Source organism: Deltaproteobacteria bacterium, assembly GCA_028818775.1.
Taxonomy (GTDB): domain Bacteria; phylum Desulfobacterota; class Binatia; order UBA9968; family JAJDTQ01; genus JAJDTQ01.
Genome location: JAPPNE010000015.1, coordinates 1 through 20,426 on the forward strand (window position 1 = coordinate 1; position 20,426 = coordinate 20,426).

The window sequence follows — 20,426 nt, forward strand, 5'->3', positions numbered from 1 at the left end:
CTCGTCGTTGCTGATGCCGGTGTACACGCCGGTGAGGCTCTCCTTGAGCCGGTCCGGATCGATCCCCGCGTCCTCAAGAGCCTGCCAACTCGTCTCGAGCATCATGCGCTGCTGCGGGTCCAGCAGTTGCGCCTCCACCGGAGAGATCCGGAAGAAGCCCGCGTCGAACAGCTCGATGTCGTCGACGAAGGCGCCGAAACGGCAGGCTTCGCTGGGGACCGCGCCGTCGGCGAAGATCTCGCCCACCCGCCCGACGCCGGAACCCGGAGTGTTCTCGGTGATGGAGTTCCCGCCGGCCTCGAGCAGGCGCCAGAAGGAGGACAGGTCCGGCGCGCCGGGGAACCGGCACGCCATTCCCACGATGGCGACGGGCTCTCCGGTCCCGGAGAGCCCGCCATCACCGCGCTCCGTGCGGGCGCCCCGCCGGCGGAAAGGAACGGAAGACTCATCGCTCATCTTTTTCTCCAGGCATGGCCTTGATCAGACCCGTGGATCTTGCGGTCAATGCTACAGATGAAGCGCGACGGAGGCAGAGGCGGTGCGCCGGTCTTCATCCGTCCATCTCCAACAAATCCGGACACACATCACCGGATCGGTTGTTCATTTTCTCGGAACGGCAGAGTAGCACGTCTCTTAAGCATGTAACATACCGTTTTCGGTATGTTATAATCACTCTTGGTATGTAACGTGGAATCGATAGCTGTCTGACGGCCCTTTGCTGTCCACACTAACCATCGCGCATCGGCGGAGGGGCTTCCACCCGCACGGTAAGGATATCGGTGTCATGGTATTGCTGATGGCGAACCCATGCCGCAACATGCCGTAGCAGCCGAAGCGACATTTCCGACTCGTTCGGCCCATCGCCGGCGTGTTCGGCGAGCAACGCCATCCTGTCCTGAAGGTTCTCCCCTCCGGGTGCGACCGCGAACTCCAGTACCGCCCCGACATCCTGCCGGTACGCTACCAGCCGCAGCCGCCGGACCTCGCCGCCGGCCTCATCTTGCCGCATGAGCGTCAACAACGCCTCCTCGGCCGCGGCGGCGAGACGGTCCCCCATGGCCGCGGTCCAACCGCTTGCGGACGCGAAATTGTCGAGAAACTCCCGGATCTTCGGGAGGGCGGCGATGCCCAGCTCGCACTCGAACCGCCTTCTGCGTGGTTCGGTCAAATCCATGAACGCGCTCATGAGAATGGCCGCCAGACCGCCGGCGGTCATCCCGTTGCGGAAGAGACCGCCCGCGAACCCGGCGACATACTCCGGAAACACCACGCCGTTCTGGAACCCGACCCCGATCCAAAAGGCGACGCCCACCACCAGTCCCTTGCGGTAGTCCATGCCGTCCTGGAGGACCATCTTCATGCCGATCACGAACAGCATGGCGACGATCACGATCAAGTAGGCTGCCACCACCGGGGCCGGGATCGCCACCACCAGGGCAAGAGCCTTGGGAAGGAAAGCCAAGGCCATCAGGATGACGCCCGCGGCCACCCCGAGGCTGCGGGCGGCCACGCCGGTGAGCTCGGCCACCGACACGGCGGTGGTGTAGGCGGTGTTCGGCACCGTGCCGGCGAGGCCGGACACCAGGTTGCCGATGCCGTCCACGGCGGCCGCGCCCTGAACCGCCCGGAAATCCACCGCCCGGGGACGGCGCCACGACGTGCGCTGGGCGGCGATGGAGCTGCTGATGGTGCGGATGGAGCCGATCAGCGCCACCAGCAGGAACGCCGGAAGGAGCGCCCAGAACGCCGGCCCGAAGTCGAAGGCAAGTCCCGGCCATTGGCCGTTGGGCAGGCCGACCCACGACGCCGCCGCGACGGGGCCCATGTCGTAGATCCCGAAGGGCGCCGCGACCACGGCGCCGCAGGCGACGCCGACGACCGGCGCCCACAGCCGCAGCGCCCCGCTCGCCTTGAGCGAAGCGCCGAGAATCACCAGCACCGTCACGACGGCGGTCACCGGAGCGGCGGCCGCCGGACTCCCCTCCGGCACGTCCGAGAGCATCTTGAAGACGACCGGCATCACCGTCACGGGTATCAGCATGATCACCGTCCCCGAGACGGTGGGCGTCATGATCCGCCGGAACAGCGACAGCCGCGCGGAAAGGACCAACTGGAAGAGCGCCGCGACCACGACCAGGGTAGCGAGCAGCCCCGGACCGCCTTCGGCCGCTGCGGTGATGCAGACCGCGATGAAGGCCCCGGAACTGCCCATCATGAGCACTTGGCCCATGCCGAACCGGCCGAGCCGGGCCGTCTGCAATACGGTGGCGGCCCCGCAGATGAGGGTGGCGGCGAACACGGCCCAGGCCAGATGGACCTCCGCGGCATTCGCGGCCCGCATCACTACCGTGGGGATCAGGATGGTAACGGTGGCGCTGATGACCGCGAGTTGCAGACCGAGGCCCAGGGAGACCGCGGCCGGAGGGCTTTCGTGGGGCTCGTAGCGGATGCCGGTGGTAGTCAAGAAGGTGCCTCGTTGTCGGTCTGTTCACCAAAATATCCCCACGGGCGCACGGATTCAATCCGGCTCCTGTCGCTATGGAGGTTTGTCGGGTACAGTGAGGCGATAAGGATCCGCTCAACGGAGGCGAGAAACCATGTCCGAGGACTACAACCTGCTCGGGGCGCCCGAATCCATGCGCGCCGCGCTCGCCCGCTACGCCGATACCCTGAAGGAGCTTGCCGGGGACAACGCGCGCTCGCTGACGCTGTTCGGCGCCGTCGCCGCCGGCACCTTCAACCCGCGCTCGCACACGGCGCGGAGCGTCTTCGTGGTGGGCGCCGTGGAACTCGAGATGCTGCGGAGGCTGGCGCGGCAGGGGCCGCGCCTGGGGAAGGCGCGCATCGCCGCGCCCCTGATCATGACGCCGGAGTACATCGAAGCGTCCCTGGACACCTTCCCGCTGGAGTTCCTGGAGATCGCCCAGCGCCGCATTTGCGTGTTCGGGGAGGACTACTTCCTGGACCTCTCCCTCAAGCCCGAAGACGTGAGACACCAGTGCGAACGGGAGATCAAGACCATCCAGATCGGCATGCGGCAGGCGCTGCTGGCGGCGGCGGGGCGGGACAAGGCGCTGACCACGGTGGAGGTGGATGTGGGAGAACGCCTGCTGCGGTCGTTGCGCGGATTGTTGTGGCTCCACGGCGATGGCGAGCCCAGGACGGCGCTGGACACGGTGGCGGCCGTCGAGAGCGGCCTCCAGCAAGCGCTGCCCGGTGTTCGCGGCGCCGTTGACGACCGCGGCCGTCACGAGTGGGAAGAGTTCAAGACCCTCTACGCCGACATCGACGTGCTCAGGACACACGTCAATGCGTGGTAGCGCCGGTCTCCTTGCCGGTTCGGGGCTGCTCGCATTGCTGGCCCTGTCGGCTTCACTCGCCGCGCCGGCCGGCGCGGCCGTCACGGTGAAGGATCCGGGCGCCTACGTCGTCGACACCGCCAACCTCATCGACGCCGCCACCGAACGCCGGATGGAGAACTGGCTGCGGGAGTTGGAACGGAAGACCACCGCGCAAGTCAAGGTCCTGACCGTGCCCACCACCGACGGAGAAGACTTCTTCGGCTTCGTGCAACGCCACGCGGAGGCGTGGAAGCTGGGCCGCAGGGGCAAGGACAACGGCGCACTCATCGCCCTGGCACTTAAGGAACGAAGGGTGCGGGTGCACACGGGCTACGGGCTCGAAGGGATACTGCCCGACTCCTGGGCGGGTACGGCTTCGCGCCGGGTGGCCGCGGATTTCTTCCGGGCGGGAAAATACGCCGAAGGGCTGCTGGCCCTCACGGTGGCCACGGCCAACCGGGTGGCGGACGCGGCGCGCGTGAAGCTCACCGGAGCGCCCGACTACCGGATCCGCGGCGGCCGGCGCGTCACCGGCACGGGCATCGGCGGCTCGCTGGTGCCGCTGCTGCTGGTGCTGTTCTTCCTGGGCTCGCTGCGGCGCCGGCGCCATCTCACGTCGTGGGGCGGGCGCGGCGCGGCCTCCGGCTTCCTCATGGGAGCCGTGCTGGGAAGCCTTCTCGGCGGCGGTTCCCGGTCCTGGGGTGCAACCGGCGGTGGTCTCGGAGGAGGCTTCGGCGGTGGTTTCGGGGGCGGGTTCGGCGGGTCGTTCGGGGGTGGGGGCGGTTTTGGCGGAGGCGGCGGGGGAGCCGGGTGGTGAGTGCCGGGCCGGCGAGTGGGCCTGGAGCAGGGTACGGAGGGTTTGAGACCCGCGTTGGCTTGACGGCGCAAAGGATCGTGCATACCTCTTGAAGGAAGGGGGAAATGCCTTGAACGCGTTGAAAATTCTGCTTATCGCTCTGGCCGTCGTGGTGGGCATGGCTTTGCTGGCGGGCGGCTGCGTCCTGAACGGCTACAACCGCGCCATCACCCTGGACGAGGGAGTCAAGAACCAGTGGGCGCAGGTGGAGAACCAGCTCCAGCGCCGCTTCGAGCTGATTCCCAACCTGGTGGAGACCGTCAAGGGCGTGGCCGGGCAGGAGGAGAAAATCTACCTGGGCGTGGCCAACGCGCGGAAAGCCTATTTCCAGGCCTCTACGGTCAACCAGAAAGCCCAGGCCGCCGTCGGCTTCGAACGCGCGCTCTCGCGGTTGCTCGTCTTGCGCGAGCAATACCCCCAACTCAAGTCCAACCAGAACTTCCTCAAGCTCCAGGACCAGCTCGAAGGCACCGAGAACCGCCTGGCGGTGGAACGAAAGCGTTTCAACGACGCCGTCACCGCAGTCAACACATTCGTGAGGAAGCTGCCCGGCCGCTTCTACGCCGGCCTCGCGGGAGTGGAGAAGGCCGAATACTTCGAAGTGGAGGACGCCGCCAGGGAAACGCCCCGGGTCAGCTTTTGAGAATACCAGAAATTTGACTTATCTAACTTTTTTGGTTATATTGGAGCCAGAAACAATTTCGAAGGGAGAAGAAATTGGAAGTCTGGCTGGTCATCGCTATCTCCATCGCCGTCAGCCTCGCCATCGCGTCGTTGCTGGAATACTGATTCCGGCGGCGACCTCCATTGAGTGACCGCGCGCGGCGCTACAGCGGCTCCACGCGCGCGGCGCAGAACTTGTACTCCGGAATTTTTCCGTAAGGGTCCAGGGCCGGGTTGGTCAGCAGGTTCACAGCCGCCTCGGCAAAGCAGAACGGGATGAACACGCAGCCGTCGGGGACGGCGCTGTCGGCGCGCGCCTTGATGTCGATGACGCCGCGGCGGGTGGATACACGGACGAACTCCCCCGGCGACACGCCGAGGCGGCGCAGTTCCCCGGGTGAAAGGTTCGCCACTGCCTCGGGTTCGAGCTCGTCGAGCACGCTGGCGCGCCGGGTAATGGCGCCGGTGTGCCAGTGCTCCAGTTGACGGCCCGTGCTGAGGATCATGGGGAACGACTCGTCGGGCTGCTCGTCGGGCGGGATGATGTCCACGGGCACGAGCTTGCCGCGTCCGCTGGCGGTGGGGAAACCGTCGCCGAACACGACATCCAAACCGGGCTCATCCGGCGCCGGGCACGGGTAGGTCACGGAGCTTTCCCGTTCCACCCGCTCCCAGGTGATGTGGTCGAGGGACGGCATGACCTGCTTCATCTCCGCGAAGACGTCCGCCGGACCGCTGTAGCTCCAGTCGAGGCCCATGCGGCGCGCGATCTCCTGGATGATCCACCAGTCCTGGCGTACCCCGGCCGGCGGCTCCAGCGCGGCCCGCCCCATCTGCACCTGGCGGTTGCTGTTGGTGACCGTGCCGTCCTTCTCGGGCCAGGCCGAGGCCGGCAGCACCACGTCGGCGTGGAACGCCGTCTCGGTGAGGAATATCTCCTGAACCACCAGGTGCTCGAGCCCGGCCAGTGCCTCGCGCGCGTGCCGCACGTCGGGGTCGGACATGGCCGGGTTCTCGCCCATGATGTACATGCCCTTGATCCGGCCCGCGTGCACGGCGTCCACGATCTCCATCACCGTAAGGCCCCGTTGCGGGTCCAGCGCCGTGTTCCAGACTTCCTCGAAACGCCGCCGCACCGCTTCTTGCTCCACCGAGCGGTAGTCGGGAAAGAACATGGGAATGAGGCCGGCATCGGAGGCCCCCTGGACGTTGTTCTGGCCGCGCAGCGGATGGAGACCGGTGCCGGGCCGTCCCACCTGCCCGGTGACCAGCGCCAGCGCGATGAGGCAGCGGGCATTGTCGGTGCCGTGGATGTGCTGGGAGATGCCCATGCCCCAGAAGATGATGGCGGCCCCGGCGCCGGCGTAGAGCCGGGCCACCGCGCGCACGGTGCCGGCGTCGATGCCGCAGACCTCCGCCATGGCCTCGGGCGTGAACTCCGCCACGTGCCGCTTCAGTTCTTCGAAGCCTTCCGTGTGGGCCGCCACGTAGTCCCGGTCGTAGAGCCCTTCGCCGATGATGACGTTGAGCAGTGCGTTGAGCAGGGCCACGTCCGTGCCGGGCTTGAACTGGAGCATCCGGGTGGCGTGGCGCCGCAGGGCCTGGCCCCGAGGGTCCATGACGATCAGCTCGGCGCCGCGCTTGGCCGCCTGCTTGAAGTAGGTGGCCGCCACCGGATGGTTCTCGGTGGGGTTGGCGCCGATGACGATGACGACGTCCGACTCCTCGCAGGCGGTGAAGGGCGCGGTCACCGCGGCGGAGCCGATGCCTTCCATGAGCGCGGCCACGGAGGACGCGTGGCATAGCCGGGTGCAGTGGTCGACGTTGTTGGTGCCGAAACCCGTGCGCACGAGCTTCTGCACCAGGTAGGCCTCCTCGTTGGATCCCTTGGCCGAGCCGTAGGCCGCCAAAGCGTCGCCGCCGTCCCGGTCGCGGACCTGCCGCAACCCGGCGGCCGCCGCGTCCAGGGCCTCCTCCCAGGAGGCCTCGCGGAAGTGGGTGTACGGGTTGGCCGGATCGATATCCGCCGCCGCGTCCTTGGGCGCGTCCTCGCGGCGGATCAACGGCGCCGTCAGCCGGTGCGGATGCGTCACGTAGTCGAAGCCGAAACGCCCCTTGACGCATAGCCGGCCGCGGTTGGACGGCCCGGTGCGTCCCCGCACCGCGACAATGGAATTGCCCTTGACCCGGTAGTCGATCTGGCAGCCCACGCCGCAGTAGGGACAGACGCTGGGCACCTCCGCGAGGTCCTCGCGCTTGTCCACGCCGTCCGCGTCCACCAGCGACGCGGGCATGAGCGCGCCGGTGGGGCAAGCCTGCACGCATTCCCCGCAGGCCACGCAGGTGCTGTCGCCCATGGGGTCGTCGAAGTCGAAGACGATCTTGGCGCCGGCGCCGCGGTGGGCCATGCCGATGACGTCGTTCACCTGCACCTCGCGGCAGGCGCGCACGCACAGGTTGCAGTGGATGCAGGCGTCGAGGGCCACGCGCATGGCCGGATGGCTCGCGTCCGCGGCCGGCGCCGCGCGCGCCGGGAAGCGGCTTTCGCTCACGTCCATCCGCTCGGCCCACTGCCACAGGCGCGAGCCGGCGTCATGGGCGGTCTCCCTGGCGGGCTGGTCCGCCACCAGCAGTTCCATGACCATGCGCCGCGCGCTGCGGGCGCGTTCGCTGTCCGTATGCACCTTCATGCCCGGAGCCGGGCGGCGGATGCACGAGGCCGCCAGCACGCGCTCGCCCTCCACCTCCACCATGCACGCGCGGCAGTTGCCGTCGGGCCGGTAGCCGGGCTGCGGGTCGTAGCACAGGTGCGGCAGCACCGTGCCGTGGCGCTCGGCCGCCTGCCAAAGGGTCTCGCCCGGGGCGGCTTCCACCTCGCGCCCGTCGAGGGTGAAACGCACGGGCTCGCTCACGACAGATCCTCCCCGAAGTAGCGGTAGGCGCAGCGCACCGAGTTGGGCGCCGCCTGTCCGAGGCCGCAGATGGAGGCGTCGGCCATGGCGGCGCCCAGGGCCTCCAGCAAGGGCTCGTCCCACGACGGCCGCTCCATCAGCGCCACCGCCTTCTCCGTGCCCACGCGGCAGGGCGTGCACTGGCCGCAGCTCTCGTGCTTGAAGAAGCGCATGAGGTTGCGCACCACGGCTTTCACCTCATCCTGGTCGCTCAGCACCACCACGCCGTGGGAGCCGACGAAGCAACCCTGTTCGTCCAGAGGGCCGAACTTGAGCGGGATGTCGGCCATGGAGGCGGGCAGCAGGCCGCCCGAGGCGCCGCCGGGGAGGTAGCCCTTGAAGCGGTGACCGGAAGCCATGCCGCCGCAGTGCTCGTCGATCAGCTCGCGCGCGGTGATGCCGGCGGGGGCGATCTTCACGCCCGGTTGCGCCACCCGGCCCGACACCGACCAGGCGTGGAGGCCGGCGCCGCCGTTGCGGCCCTGGGCGGTGTACCACTCCGGCCCCTTCTCCAGGATGTCCCGGACCCAGTACAGGGTCTCGACGTTCTGCACCAGCGTCGGACGGCCGAACAGCCCCGTCTCGGCCACGTACGGCGGCCGGTGCCGCGGCAGGCCACGCTTGCCCTCGATGCTCTCGATCATGGCCGACTCTTCGCCGCAGATGTAGGCGCCGGCGCCCCGGCGCAGGACCAACTCCACGTGCGCGGCCATCCCCGCTTCCCGGAGCCGGGGCAGCTCCCGAGACAGGATTTCCCTGACCTCGGCGTATTCGTCCCGCAGGTAGATGTAGGCCGTTTCCGCTTCCACCGCCCAGGCGGCGACCAACAGGCCCTCCAGGAACCGGTGCGGGTCGCCCTCCATGAAATAACGGTCCTTGAACGTGCCGGGCTCGCCCTCGTCCGCGTTCACGGTCATGAGCCGCGGGCCGGGATAGCCGCGCACGATCTGCCACTTGCGCCCGGTGGGAAAGCCCGCGCCGCCGAGACCCTGGAGGCCCGAAACCGTCACCTGCTCCACAACGTGTTCACGGCTCCGTGTGCCGTCGAGGCACTCCTTCAGGAGCGTATAGCCGCCCTCCGCAACGTATGCGTCGCAGGCCTTGTAGGCCGGTATCACCGGTTCCGTCTCCCCACCCCGGACCAAGGCCGTCACCGAGTCCACGTTCGCGCTCTCCACGTAGCGCCGCCCCACCCGCGCCACGGGCGCGCGGTCGCAGCCGCCCATGCACGGTGCCGGCAGCACGCGCGCGCCGTCGCCGAGCGCCCGCGGCAGGTCGGCCAGGAGCCCTTGCGAACCCATCATCTCGCACACGACACCGTCGCACACGCGCACGGTCGGATCCGCCGGCGGCGCCGAACCGTCCCGGTCCACGTCGAAATGCGCATAGAAGGTCGCCACCTCGTAGACTTCGGCCAAGGCCAGACGCATCTCATCCGCCAGCGCCGCAAGATGGGAGCCGGACAGGACATGGTAGCGGTCCTGAATCGCGTGCAGGAACTCGATCAGGAGGTCCCGCCGCCGCGGCCGGTCCCTTAGCAACGCGCGCACCTGCTCCAGCGCGTCCGGATCGATCTGGCGTCCTCTCGGACGGTTCCGCCCTCCCCTCCGGCCGGCACCCGGGTGCCTGCGCCACCGCGGCGGCTCGTGCGTTTCGGCCATCTTCTCAGGCTTCCCGGTTCGACATCCGTGAACGGCGCGCTGTGCGCTTGCTCACCGACTCTCCTTCTCGAGGCGCTCGATCAGCGCCGCCACCTCGTCGAGACGCGCGCGGGCTTCCGCCGCCGACCGGGCCACCTGATCCGCCGCGGCCCCGTCATGCACCGCGTCCTCCAGCGTCGTCACGGCGATACCAAACACTTTCAGCAGACGGCGCACTTCATCGCTTGGCATCAAACAGCCCCTCCTGGTGGATGGCGCCCGTCATGAGGCACACCCGCTCAGTCCCAACGCCCTACGCTTGGCCTCGGACACGCGGCCATCCTCCTCCCATTCGCGGGCGCTGTAATAGTCCCGGATCATCTCTCGCAGCTCGTCCCGGGTGAGCCGTGTCCCCTGGGCCACGCCCGCGGTCAGGGATTCCGTCAGCACTCGTGGCGGCAGCGCGTCGTCCTCGGGCCGCCAGCCCTCGCGCTCGTTGAAACAGCGCTTGAGGGTGTGAATGCGCTCCGCCGCCAGACGCAGCTCGGCCGCGCTGTAGTCCCAGCCCGTGACCTTCGCCAGCAGGTCCGCGGCCTCGGCGTAGAAGTCCTGGAAGCAGTTGCGCAGGAACTTGCAGACGATGAGCGAGTCCAGCGCCGCGGCGAAGTCTTCCGAGGCCGCCACCAGCGCACCCCGGGGCGGCGCGGAGTCGAGGCGGTCCACCTTGCCGGAGAAATCCGCCTCGTAGGCACCGGAGCGGTTGTGGCACGCGCCGCGCGGACTCACCGCCAGCCCCAGGGCCATGGTCTTGAGGCTCCGAGGCTCGTAGCCCGGCAGTTCCAGCCCCTTCACTTGCATGGCCCAGTCCAGCGAACCGCCGCCCAGGGCGAGCGCGGCGCGCCGGGAACCCTCTGCAAGAAGATCGCCCACCCCCCGGCGCTCCGCGATGGCCGGTATCGCGTCCAGCACCGCCTCCGCCGCGCCGAAGCGCAAGCCGCCGGCCTCCGGCAGGAGCCCCCGCTCCGCGCACTCCATGGCCCATGCCAAAGTGCCGCCGGTGCTGATGCTGTCGAGGCCGTATGCGTCGCACAGGCGCGCGGCCTCCAGCACGGCGTCGCGGTCATCGAGGCCGCATAGCGGCCCCAGGGCGAACAGGGTCTCGTACTCCATGCGCTGCTCGCCGCCCGACGATGCCTTGAACAGCCTCTCGCAGCGAATGGTGCAGGACGCGCACCCGTTGCGCCGGCTGAAGCTGGTTTCGGTCAGGCTCTCGCCGCTCAACGCGTCGGCGGCGTCGAAGGTGGGCTGCCGGAAGTTGCGCGCGGGCAGCGCGCCGAGCCGGTCGAACACCGCCAGGTTGGCCACCGTGCCCACCTCGCGGTATTTGGCGGTGTGAGTCCCCAGGCTCCGCCGGCGCAGCGCGGCGGCGGCGGCCGCCACCCCTTCGGGGTCCGCCACCTCGACATGCCTGCCGCCGCACAGCGCGACGGCTTTGAGGTTCTTGGAACCCATGACCGCGCCCACGCCGCCCCTGCCCGCGTGCCGGCCCTCGTTGCTGATGGTGGCGAAACGCACGAGGTTCTCCCCCGCCGGCCCCACCGCCGCTACCCGTACCGCGGCACCCTCCAGCTCGGCGCGCACCGCGTTCTCCGTATCCGCCGCGCTCTTGCCCCAGAGATGGCGCGCGTCGCGCAACTCCACGCCGTCGTCCCCGACGAGCAGGCACACGGGCTCCGGCGCCCGGCCGGCGACCACCAGCGCGTCGACGCCCACCGCCTTGAGCGCCAGCGCGAAGAAGCTGGACGAGAGCGAATCCGCGATGAAACCGGTCAAGGGCGACTTCGTCACCACCGCGTACTTGGCCGTGGTGGTGAGCCCGGTGCCCGCCAGCGGCGCACTGGCGAAGACGAGGGGGTTCTCCGGCGCCAGGGGCTCCACGCCCGGCGGCGCGAAGTCGTAGAGCAGGCTGGTGCCCAGGCCGATGCCGCCGACAAAGGCGCGCAAACGCTCCGCCCCGATCTCACGCCAATAGTGGCGGCCCGAGTCGAGGTCCACGTGAAGGAGCCGGCCGTGAAACCCGTGCACCGTCATCCTCCGGCGTCGCTGGACATGAGCAGCACGCGGTCGCCCGGCGCCACCCGGCGGCTGCCGTCGCGCACGAAGTCGCGGCCGTTGAGGTTGCACACGTGGCCGGCGGTGAGGCCGTCCGCCGCCTCGGTCAGGACCGGACCCACCAGCACGGGCAGCTTCCGCGCCAGCGCGGACCACACGTGGGCCAGGGTGGCCGATTCGGGGAGGTCCACGGACACACGGCCGGTGCGGGCGCGCAGGCGCGCGACCCCGAACAGCTCCACCTCGCATCGGCCGGCGGCGGGACGCGCCGCGACCTCCGTGGCCGGCCGCCAGCGCGCCAAGGCGCGCTCGTAGTCGTCCGGAGTGTTCATGTTGAAGAAGCTCCAACCGTCCGGATCCAAGGCGCGGATCTCGTCCTCCTCCACCTTCAGGGTGCGCACCTTGTCGAAGAGGAAGACCGGGCGCAGCTCGCCGCGCTCGAGTTGCCGCTCCAGCAACGGCAGCACCGAGCGCCGGTACACCGCGTGGAGCGGCTGGAGGCGCCCCTCCCAGTGCGGCACCACCACGTCGTGCCCCGGCAGCCGGGCGGCCAAGTGCGAGACCAAGGGAAGACTGAGGAACGGCACGTCGCACGAGGTCACGAAGGCGGCCGCGCTCCGGCACTCCCGGAGGCCGTAGCAGAGGCCGCCCACCGGCCCCTGATACGCTACCTCGTCGCGCACGAGCGTTACCGGGAGTTCCGGCAACTCCTGCCCGTGCGCGGCCACCAGCACGATATCCGGGAACAGGGTCGCAAGCCCGCGGATCACGAGCTTCACCAAGGGCTCTTCCCCGAAGGACAGCATGGCCTTGGGCCGGCCCATGCGACTGCTCTTGCCGCCCGCCAGAACGATGGCGGAACCGACCTTGTCCAATTCACCGGTCATGCTTCATCTCTTGCCGAGCCCCGGCGGAATTCTCCGCCACGCGACCCTCTCACCGGAATGATTCCACAGCGGTTCGATGAGCACAAGAACGGCGCTTTGGGAAGACACATGAGCCGAAGAAAGGACGTCGAGTCCGAGGAAGCTCAGCTTGCCCGAACATGGTTGAGACCGGTTCCGGCAAGGTAGCCAAGCCAGACGGCGATCAGGCAGACCGCGACGGAGAGAACGACGTTGCCGGCCGCGGGCACCCATTGGCCATCGCGCAGAAGCTGGAGCGTCTGCAAGCTGAACGCCGAGAAGGTCGTGTAGCCGCCGCAGAAGCCCACCATGATGAACGCGCGAGCCTCGGGCCCGGGCGCCCATGGATGGTCGAGGGAACCGCTCAACGGTGCAACCACGCCGATGATGAACGAACCCGTCACGTTGACGAGCAAGGTGCCCCAGGGGAATGCGTCGCCGAACCGCTCCGAAACCAGGCTGGTGCACCAATAGCGTCCAACACCGCCGATGGCGCTGCCGAGCGCGATCCACAGGTAGGTCATACGCCGGATCGTGAACGAGAGTCAGTGTCCGATGGCCCAGGGGCGGCGTGCGCGCCGGTGGCCATGACCGTGACCGTGACCCGGTGGCTTTCCGGACACGACTCTGGGTTCATGCGCGCTCTTCTCGTTATGCTGATGCGCCACCCGGTTGTTCGGGTCCATGTCGGCGATAAACGGCGCCGTCAGGATGCGCCGGGCCTCTTTCGCGCAGGCCGGACAGGGCATCGGGTCCGACGACCGGCTCATGCTGCGAAATTCGGTGAACGGGCCGCAGTCCTCGCACTCGTAGTCATATAACGGCATGGCGTTGTCCTTCTCCGCCGCGACCGGCGCGGCGGGACGCCGTTCGCCCCGATGAGGGACGAACGGCATCCATCGTGCTTATGCCAGAATGCCTTCCAGCAAGAGATAACCCGGCAGCCACCCGGTCAAGATGCCCTGTATCGAGGTCACCGCACCGGTCACCTTCGCGATCGGCTTCTGCATCGCGAGCAGCAGGAAGAACATGAACCACAATACGGCCCACGCCGCCCAGCACAGCCCGAACCAATACCCCCACAGCGTGGTGGCATTGATCAGGGTATCCAACGCTACCGGAACCACCGTGATGGCAACGAAGAGGCTGTACCAGCCCAGCCCGCGGCCATCGACATCGTGGAATCTATTGTAGGCCACCCACAGGTAGGTGAAGGTGAAGAGAAGCGTCAGCGCCGCGGCCTTGATCGACGTCGCATCCGCATTCGGCCCGAAGGCCAGAAACGCCGAAACCAGCGCGGTGAGACCGCCGACAAAGATATTGATGATGGCGATCTCCCGATCACCGATGCGGCCCATCAGCCAGATGCCGTTCAGGAAAAGAACGGATCCGACGTACAACAGTGCAAGTCCCAAGAGCATTGTTCAAGCCCTCCGAGTGTCACATGTTTTCAGTTCGGCGGTTCGGGAAACGCCCGCTCGACGCTGTAAACGCCAAGCGGGCGCTCGCCGTCCGTCACCCAGGGGATGACGAGGCGGAGGCGAGGCGAAATGTCGCCCCTCTCCGCCGGGAACCGTCAACTGCAGGATGTGACGTCCACACCACTGACCTGGACCGTCGGTCCGGAAGCGCTCGGCCGGACATCGAAATCGAAGATTTCCGTCGGCACGGCAAGCGTGCAACAGGCGTTGGGAATATCGACGATTCCGCTGATCCGACCCTCTACCGGAGCCGTGCCCAGTATCATGTAGGCCTGCTCGCCCGAATAGCCGAACTTTTTGAGGTATTCGATGGCGTTCAGACAAGCGCGCCGGTACGCAACCGTCGCATCCAGGTACTTCTGGGACCCGTCATGCTCATCGACGCACACCCCTTCGAAGATCAGGTAGTCGGAGTAGTGCGGCTCCACCGGGCTCGGCTTGAAGACCGGGTTGGTGATCCCGTACTTCTCGACGCCGCCCTTGATGACATCGACGCCGATGTCGATCCACCCGGCCATTTCGATGGCGCCGCAGAAGGTGATCTCGCCGTCCCCCTGCGACCAGTGGATGTCACCCATCGACAGCCCGCCGCCCGGCATGAAGACCGGGAAGTAGCAGCGCGAGCCACGCGACAGGTTCTTGATGTCGCAGTTGCCACCGTGCTCCCGCCCCGGAACCGTCCGGGCGCCCTCCTGCCCAGCGGCCTGGGCCGCCGCACCGGTCATCTGCCCCATGAGTGCCGTCGTGGTGCCGGCGAGCCCGTCCGGCAACGTACACAACGGCGGTACGCGATCCGGATCGGTTCTGAACAGGGCCGACTCCCGGTCATTCCAGCGCTTCAACAAATCGGCCGAAGGCAGGGTGCCGATGAGTCCGGGATGAATGAGCCCAGGGAAGCGTACGCCGGGTATGTGGCGGGTGGTGGTGTAGATGCCGGAAAAGTCCCAGCAGGCCTTGCGTGCTTCGGGATAATGCTTGTCGAGAAAACCGCCGCCGTTCTCCAGCGCAAAGATGCCGGTGAAGCCCCACTGCGAGTCTTCGAGCCAGCCGATGTCGTTGATGTCCACGACGAGAAGGTCGCCGGGCTCGGCCCCTTCGACACCGAACGGGCCGCTCAGGTAGTGCACCTTCGAAAGGTCGACATCGCGGATGTCGTTGGCCGACTCGTCGTTGTGGATCTGTCCGCCGGTCCAATCGTAACATTCGACCCGAAACTCATCGCCGGGCTTGAACTGCTCCACGATCGGAATGTCTGGATGCCAGCGATTGTGGGTCTTGACCGCTTGATCCTCAGGCCATTTGTCCATTTCCGCCCGAAACACCGTATTGGGCATCGTTCGTTCCTCCTCCTATGCTCTGTCTCTAACTTCTGTCGCATTGAGTTCGAAGTTGCCGTACGAGTTCGAATAGCCTGTTGCAAATCCACCAGTCCGTGTTTCCGCTGTTTCCTCCTTTCGTGTTGGAGCGCGTACGCGCCGTCCTCTGTCACCGCACACGGTTAAACGAGTCGACGCTATCACAGCCGGGAAAGGAGTACAACGAAAATCAGGCTTGGCTACGGTCAAATGACAGCGATAAATAATAACGAGTTATCATTATCGAGACAGGGCGATCCTGCGCATCCTGGTGACGAATCACGTGGGACAGGACACTAGGAACAAAGCCGAAGTCGCAACTCCCGAAGGGCTTGGTGGAACAACTCCGGGTCCTTGGACAGGGCGGTCTTGTAGAGGGCGTAGCGTTCGTGACCGGCCCAGCGGCTCCATTCGGCGGGGGTCACGCCCGACCCTTCCGCCGCGCTGCGCGCGGCCACCGCCTCCGGGACGGCGGCGGCACTCCACGCATCCGCGTCCAGCACCGGACAGCGCTCGGCCGCAACGCCCGCGCGAGCCCGGGCCAGCGCGTCGAGGAAAGCCGCGAACACCTCCCGCTCCTCGTCCGTGTCCGCAGGCAGGTGGCACAGCGCCCGGCGCTCTTCCATGCTGAAAGCCCGCCAGGTGTTCAGCGACACCCGGATTCCCGTCAGGTCGAGCTTCATGCGCACGTGGAACGGCAGCCGCTCCAGGGTGGGATAGAATGCCGCCTCGAATTGGAACCGGTGGAACATCGTGATGGCCTAATGTCGCGTCCGGGTGCGCTTCACTCGAATACCTGCTCCCGAGTTCCCTTCAGGAAACGGATGCCCCATACCATGACGATGGAGATCACGAAGTTGGCGAAGGCGATCATGAACGGTATCGTGTAGTTGCCGAAGACGTCGTGCAGGAAGCCGCCGAGCCATATCCCCACGGCGCCTCCGACGCCGATGCTCAAGGTGAAGTAGCCGTAAATCGCGCCGAAGTCACGGCCGAGGAAAACGTCCGCGGAAATGGCCGAGAGCACCAGCGCGCGGGAACCCTGACCGAGCCCGTAACAGGCAGCGTACGCGTACAGCAAAATGGGATAGCTGGTGTCGCCGGCCGCTACCAGCGCCAGGATTCCCGCCGACGACACCAGTTGCACCAGCGTGTAGGTCATCTGGTGGCTCAGCACGTCGGTGAGGAACCCGAAGAGGACCCGGCCGAAGATGCTGAACAACCCCATGAGCCCGAGGATGGAGGCGGCAAAAAATGCGTCGTAGCCGATGTCCACGGCGTGCGCCACCTGGTGGTTGGTGATGATCTGATTGCCCATGCTGGCGAACACGCGCGACACGAAGAGCAGCCAGAACATCGTGCTGGTCAGTGCTTCCCAGACCGTCCACTCCCCGCCCGCGGCCGCGGGCTTCGCCTCGGCCTTCCGCGGCGAGGGCGGATCACGCGGCATGAGAACGCCCGAGGGCAGCACCACCAGAACGAACGCCATCACTCCCATGGCCACGTAGGCCAACCGCCAACCCCAGATGTCCACGAAGAACTGTGCCACCGGCAGCAGGACGGCGATGCCGAGGCCGCCGCCGGCCCACGCCAGCCCCATGGCCAGGCCGCGGCGGCGGGTGAACTGGCGCGCGATGATGGCCACGTGGGGGACCATGCCCATGAGCCCGAGTCCCAGCGCCGTGACCACTCCGACCCAGATGTAGAGCTGCCACAGCGAGGTGACCGTGGCGCTGAAGCCCAGGCCCACGGCGAGCAGGATCCCGCCCAGCACCAGGGTCTTGCGCGAACCCCAGCGGTCCACAAGGGAGCCCGCCACCGGCATGGAGAACCCTTCCACCAGCACGGAGATGGACAGCGCCGTGGCGGTGACGCCCCGGGACCAGCCGAAGGCCTGGAACAGGGCGACATAGAACACCGCGTAGGTACCGCGAATGCCGCGGTTGAAGCCCATGTGCAGAAAGCCCAGGGCGACCTGGCCGACACGCTGCGCGTTGTTGGTTGTCACGGTTTGAATCTCGTCTGCCCCTTGCGCAGGAATGACGGAGGTGCGGGACTACAGGAACTCGTCCGTCCAGGCGTCGTACCGCTCCTGGTCCAGGACGAGCTTCATCACGTCGGGGGACGCGGCCTTGTCCTTGAGGCCGGCGGGCGGGTGTCCGGCGCGCAGGTGCGTGTAGGCGTCCTGGAGCGCGCGCACCGCCACCTGGAACGGCATGTGGCCCTGGAGAGCGATGCGCACGCCGTTGGCGGCCAGAAACTCCCGGTCGTGCAGTTCCGGCGGGGTGGTGCCCAACACCACCGGCAGGCGCGTCATGGCGTGGATGGCGGCGACCTGCTCGCGGGAGCGCACGCCGGTGAAGAACACGCCGTCGGCGCCGGCCGCCTCGCACGCCTTCACGCGTTCGGCCAGGGCGTCGACCCCCTGGGTCGCGAGCACGCCGGTGCGTCCCAGGACTACCAGCTCCGGGTCCGTGCGCGCCGACACCGCCGCGCGCACCTTACCGGCGAACTCTTCCAGCGAAATGAACCCGTCGCGCTCCTGTCCGAAGGCCCTGGGCAGGCGCGTGTCCTCGATGGTCAGCGCGGACACGCCCGCGGCCTCCAGTTCCGCCACCGTACGCATGACGCTCAGGGCGTTGCCGTAGCCGTGGTCCGCGTCCACCATCAACGGCAGCCGTCCGGCCCGGACGATGCGGCGCGCCTGCTCCGCGAGCTCCGTCAGCGTCAGCACGACGATGTCCGGCGCCCCCAGCACCGTGGCCGAGGCGACGGAGCCCGCCAGCATGGCGATCTCGAAACCCGCGGCCTCAGCCAGCCGGGCCGATACTGGATCGAAAACGGAAGCCGGGTGACAACAGCCGGAGTCCTGGAGCAGGCCGCGGTACTGCCGGCGACGTTCGGTGACGGTCACGGTTTCTCCTCGACACGGCCGGAGTGTTCCGTGCTCGGCCGAGCCCCGGACACCACGCCGCGGTTCAATGATCAGCGGGACATGACAGTGGGTTTCAATCGCAGATAGTCGTAGCGGTCGCCCGACACGACCTGCACCTCTTCGACACGGACCCCCTTGAGGACGTTGAGCGGGACACTGACTCCCGGTGTGCCCAGGGCCCAGACCTTGCGGTAAAGGTCCGCGAGCCCCGCCACCGGTGCGCCGCCCACCCCCGCGATGAGTTGCCCCGGCTCGAGGCCCGAGCGCGCCGCCGGCCCTCCCCTGGATACACGACGAACCACCACGTGTCTACCCACCTCCTCCATCTGCACGCCCAGCCACGGCCTGCGCCTGGCGCCGGAACTGCCCTTCTGCGCGAGGTCCGACAGGATCGGCTTCAGCAGGTCGATGGGGACGAACATGTTGCCCGGCACGGGCTGGCCCGGGATCGCCTCCGGCACCTGAAGCGAGCCGATGCCAAGCAGCCGGCCGCTCCGGTCGATCAACGCGGCGCCGCCGAAGTTGGCGTGATGCGGCGCGGTGAAGATCGCCTTGTCCAGCAGGTATTCCCAGTAGCCTGCGAACTCCCGGCGCGAGACCACGTAGGCGCCCTGCCCCGACGGACCGTTCTCCGCATGGCTCAGGATCAGCACCTCCGCGCCCTGGTCCAGGCTCTCCGACAAGCCCAGCGACAAGGGCCGCGCGCCTCCCACCGCCGACAAGGCGCGGAGCAGGCCGAATCCCGAGGCGTGATCGTAACCCAGGACCTTGGCCGGCACGGTCCTTCCGGAGGAGTCGGTGACCTGCACCTGCGAAGCCTCCAGGATCAGGTAGCCGATGGTGAGGACGAGGCCCTTGGAGTCGATGATCGCGCCGCTGCCCTCGCGCAACGGCCCCAAGGTGCGGGCCGTGCGCGCCTCCGAAGGTACCTGCGCGCGCACCTTCACGACCGCGTCGAGCGTTTCCGCCGTGAACTCCTGTCCCCGGACCGCGGCGGGGACCACCAGGAACAGGACGAGAATGACGAGGACGACTCTCTTGCTCATGAGACACCTCCGCGGCGCCCAATGTCGGATGCGCGCTCCCGGCACCGTGGCAAGCGCGGGGGCCATCCGCCTGAGCACATCTTACACTCTTTTTCGCGCGCATGCTGCGCTTCACGGACCGGCAAATTTGACACCGTCTCCTCGACGATGGAGGATGAGACATGCTTCGCATCGGCGCCAGCAGTTGCCTCCTGGGCCACCGGGTCCGCTACGACGGCGGCCACAAGGGCCACCGGACCGTCACCGAGACGTTGTCGCGCTACTTCGAGATCATCACCGTTTGTCCGGAGATGGAAGTGGGGATGGGAGTGCCGCGCGAGCCCGTGGACCTCATCGGAGACCCGTGCGCGCCGCGCATGATGGGCCAGCGTTCCGGCCGCGACTGGAGCGGGATCATGCAGCGGCATGGGAGGCGGCGGGCAGCCGAAATGGAGCGCCTCGGGGTCTGCGGGTTCGTGTTGAAAAAGGGCTCGCCGAGTTGCGGGCCGGACGGAGTCCCGGTGCGCGCACGGTGGGGAGAGGCACCCGTGGCGGCGAGCCTTCACCGGCCGCCCGCCACGGCCCCGGGTATGGCCAGCGGCCTGTTCGCACGAGCGCTGAACGAGGCATTGCCCCTCTTGCCGGTGGAATCGGAAGACCGGCTGGACGACGCATCACTGTGCGAAAACTTCATCGAGCGGGTCCACGCGTATCGGGAGTGGCGCGAGTGCGCGGCCGAAGGGCCGTCCGTGTCACGACTCATGCAATTCCACGCATCCCACAAGCTCACCCTGCTGGCGCACAGCGAGAAGCGCCTGCGCCTTCTGGGGCACCTGCTGGCGGAGGCCGGGAACGATTCCCCCGAGGAGGTGACGGCCCGTTACGGCAGCGCATTCATGGAAGCGCTGGAACAGCCCGCGACGCGGGGGAGCAACGCCAACGCGTTGGAGCACCTGGCGGGCTTTCTCTCGTCCCGGCTGGACCGGGACAGCCGGGAAAGGCTCGCGCTCATGATTCACGACTACCGCTTGGGAAGAGTTCCGCTGTCCACGCCCGTGGCCTTGATACGCCGCCACGCAACCGAGCACCGAGTCGATTACGTGCTGCGTCAGAGCTTCCTGCACGCGCCCGCGACGTGGGACCCGCAGTAGGGGCGGTTTCC

At 67.7% G+C, this 20,426-nt stretch carries 19 protein-coding genes; 4 read left to right on the forward strand and 15 right to left on the reverse strand.

The genetic code is table 11. The features are described from left to right. Together OXU42_01210 and OXU42_01215 are read right to left on the reverse strand one after the other, a co-directional pair. A partial coding sequence (locus tag OXU42_01210; protein MDE0028007.1) for a polyketide synthase occupies positions 1–456 on the reverse strand: 456 nt, incomplete at its 3' end. A 271-nt stretch (positions 457–727) separates the two neighbouring features. Further along, on the reverse strand, positions 728–2,464 hold the full coding sequence (locus OXU42_01215) for a purine/pyrimidine permease (GenBank protein MDE0028008.1): 1,737 nt from the start codon (positions 2,462–2,464) through the stop codon (positions 728–730). A 133-nt stretch (positions 2,465–2,597) separates the two neighbouring features. On the opposite strand from OXU42_01215, the gene OXU42_01220 reads away from it, so the two are divergent. From OXU42_01220 to OXU42_01230, 3 genes are all read left to right on the forward strand, one after another. Then, complete coding sequence (locus tag OXU42_01220; protein MDE0028009.1) at positions 2,598–3,320, forward strand: hypothetical protein; 723 nt, start codon at positions 2,598–2,600, stop codon at positions 3,318–3,320. Next, complete coding sequence (locus OXU42_01225) at positions 3,310–4,158, forward strand: TPM domain-containing protein (GenBank protein MDE0028010.1); 849 nt, start codon at positions 3,310–3,312, stop codon at positions 4,156–4,158. Before OXU42_01220 ends, OXU42_01225 begins: the two co-directional genes overlap by 11 nt. Positions 4,159–4,267: 109 nt before the next feature. Next, positions 4,268–4,840, forward strand: a complete 573-nt coding sequence (locus tag OXU42_01230; GenBank protein MDE0028011.1) for a LemA family protein — start codon at positions 4,268–4,270, stop codon at positions 4,838–4,840. A gap of 184 nt (positions 4,841–5,024) precedes the next feature. Here the strand turns inward: OXU42_01230 and fdhF are convergent, their stop codons facing one another. From fdhF to OXU42_01295, 13 genes are all read right to left on the reverse strand, one after another. Next, entirely contained in the window at positions 5,025–7,772 is a 2,748-nt protein-coding gene (gene fdhF / locus OXU42_01235; protein MDE0028012.1) for a formate dehydrogenase subunit alpha, read from the reverse strand. Next, the gene (locus OXU42_01240) at positions 7,769–9,472 is read right to left on the reverse strand and encodes an NAD(P)H-dependent oxidoreductase subunit E (GenBank protein MDE0028013.1); all 1,704 of its coding nucleotides are present in this window, start codon (positions 9,470–9,472) and stop codon (positions 7,769–7,771) included. The genes fdhF and OXU42_01240 overlap by 4 nt, the downstream gene beginning before the upstream one ends. Positions 9,473–9,523: 51 nt before the next feature. Further along, positions 9,524–9,703 carry a hypothetical protein gene (locus OXU42_01245; GenBank protein MDE0028014.1) on the reverse strand — a complete coding sequence of 60 codons (180 nt, stop codon included), beginning with the start codon at positions 9,701–9,703 and terminating at the stop codon, positions 9,524–9,526. A 30-nt stretch (positions 9,704–9,733) separates the two neighbouring features. Beyond that, positions 9,734–11,542 carry an aldehyde ferredoxin oxidoreductase family protein gene (locus tag OXU42_01250; GenBank protein MDE0028015.1) on the reverse strand — a complete coding sequence of 603 codons (1,809 nt, stop codon included), beginning with the start codon at positions 11,540–11,542 and terminating at the stop codon, positions 9,734–9,736. After that, on the reverse strand, positions 11,539–12,450 hold the full coding sequence (locus OXU42_01255; GenBank protein MDE0028016.1) for an NTP transferase domain-containing protein: 912 nt from the start codon (positions 12,448–12,450) through the stop codon (positions 11,539–11,541). Before OXU42_01255 ends, OXU42_01250 begins: the two co-directional genes overlap by 4 nt. Before the next feature lie 143 nt (positions 12,451–12,593). Further along, positions 12,594–12,992: a fluoride efflux transporter CrcB gene (gene crcB / locus OXU42_01260; protein MDE0028017.1), complete on the reverse strand. Its 399-nt coding sequence runs from the start codon at positions 12,990–12,992 to the stop codon at positions 12,594–12,596. A gap of 21 nt (positions 12,993–13,013) precedes the next feature. After that, a complete protein-coding gene (locus tag OXU42_01265) occupies positions 13,014–13,295 on the reverse strand; it encodes a zinc ribbon domain-containing protein (protein MDE0028018.1) in 282 nt (93 codons plus the stop codon). Between the two features lie 78 nt (positions 13,296–13,373). Beyond that, on the reverse strand, positions 13,374–13,889 hold the full coding sequence (locus tag OXU42_01270) for an AmiS/UreI family transporter (GenBank protein MDE0028019.1): 516 nt from the start codon (positions 13,887–13,889) through the stop codon (positions 13,374–13,376). Positions 13,890–14,044: 155 nt separating this feature from the next. Next, positions 14,045–15,283, reverse strand: a complete 1,239-nt coding sequence (locus OXU42_01275) for an acetamidase/formamidase family protein (protein ID MDE0028020.1) — start codon at positions 15,281–15,283, stop codon at positions 14,045–14,047. 317 nt (positions 15,284–15,600) lie between these two features. Next, positions 15,601–16,056, reverse strand: coding sequence for a hypothetical protein (locus OXU42_01280; protein MDE0028021.1), 456 nt, complete (start codon positions 16,054–16,056; stop codon positions 15,601–15,603). A gap of 32 nt (positions 16,057–16,088) precedes the next feature. Continuing rightward, positions 16,089–17,312 carry an MFS transporter gene (locus tag OXU42_01285; protein MDE0028022.1) on the reverse strand — a complete coding sequence of 408 codons (1,224 nt, stop codon included), beginning with the start codon at positions 17,310–17,312 and terminating at the stop codon, positions 16,089–16,091. Between the two features lie 48 nt (positions 17,313–17,360). Next, a complete protein-coding gene (locus tag OXU42_01290) occupies positions 17,361–18,218 on the reverse strand; it encodes an isocitrate lyase/phosphoenolpyruvate mutase family protein (protein ID MDE0028023.1) in 858 nt (285 codons plus the stop codon). Positions 18,219–18,289: 71 nt separating this feature from the next. Then, complete coding sequence (locus OXU42_01295) at positions 18,290–19,285, reverse strand: S1C family serine protease (GenBank protein ID MDE0028024.1); 996 nt, start codon at positions 19,283–19,285, stop codon at positions 18,290–18,292. A gap of 161 nt (positions 19,286–19,446) precedes the next feature. On the opposite strand from OXU42_01295, the gene OXU42_01300 reads away from it, so the two are divergent. Further along, complete coding sequence (locus OXU42_01300; protein MDE0028025.1) at positions 19,447–20,415, forward strand: DUF523 and DUF1722 domain-containing protein; 969 nt, start codon at positions 19,447–19,449, stop codon at positions 20,413–20,415. Positions 20,416–20,426 lie beyond the last annotated feature (11 nt).

Bases quoted from the DNA above. Each gene is read 5' to 3' on its own strand.
- OXU42_01300 (MDE0028025.1), top strand. From the start codon at position 19,447: ATGCTTCGCATCGGCGCCAGCAGTTGCCTCCTGGGCCACCGGGTCCGC.
- OXU42_01255 (MDE0028016.1), bottom strand. From the start codon at position 12,450: ATGACCGGTGAATTGGACAAGGTCGGTTCCGCCATCGTTCTGGCGGGC.
- OXU42_01270 (MDE0028019.1), bottom strand. From the start codon at position 13,889: ATGCTCTTGGGACTTGCACTGTTGTACGTCGGATCCGTTCTTTTCCTG.
- OXU42_01275 (MDE0028020.1), bottom strand. From the start codon at position 15,283: ATGCCCAATACGGTGTTTCGGGCGGAAATGGACAAATGGCCTGAGGAT.
- OXU42_01220 (MDE0028009.1), top strand. From the start codon at position 2,598: ATGTCCGAGGACTACAACCTGCTCGGGGCGCCCGAATCCATGCGCGCC.
- OXU42_01240 (MDE0028013.1), bottom strand. From the start codon at position 9,472: ATGGCCGAAACGCACGAGCCGCCGCGGTGGCGCAGGCACCCGGGTGCC.
- crcB (MDE0028017.1), bottom strand. From the start codon at position 12,992: ATGACCTACCTGTGGATCGCGCTCGGCAGCGCCATCGGCGGTGTTGGA.
- OXU42_01295 (MDE0028024.1), bottom strand. From the start codon at position 19,285: ATGAGCAAGAGAGTCGTCCTCGTCATTCTCGTCCTGTTCCTGGTGGTC.
- OXU42_01245 (MDE0028014.1), bottom strand. From the start codon at position 9,703: ATGCCAAGCGATGAAGTGCGCCGTCTGCTGAAAGTGTTTGGTATCGCC.
- OXU42_01225 (MDE0028010.1), top strand. From the start codon at position 3,310: ATGCGTGGTAGCGCCGGTCTCCTTGCCGGTTCGGGGCTGCTCGCATTG.
- OXU42_01250 (MDE0028015.1), bottom strand. From the start codon at position 11,542: ATGACGGTGCACGGGTTTCACGGCCGGCTCCTTCACGTGGACCTCGAC.
- OXU42_01280 (MDE0028021.1), bottom strand. From the start codon at position 16,056: ATGTTCCACCGGTTCCAATTCGAGGCGGCATTCTATCCCACCCTGGAG.
- OXU42_01265 (MDE0028018.1), bottom strand. From the start codon at position 13,295: ATGCCGTTATATGACTACGAGTGCGAGGACTGCGGCCCGTTCACCGAA.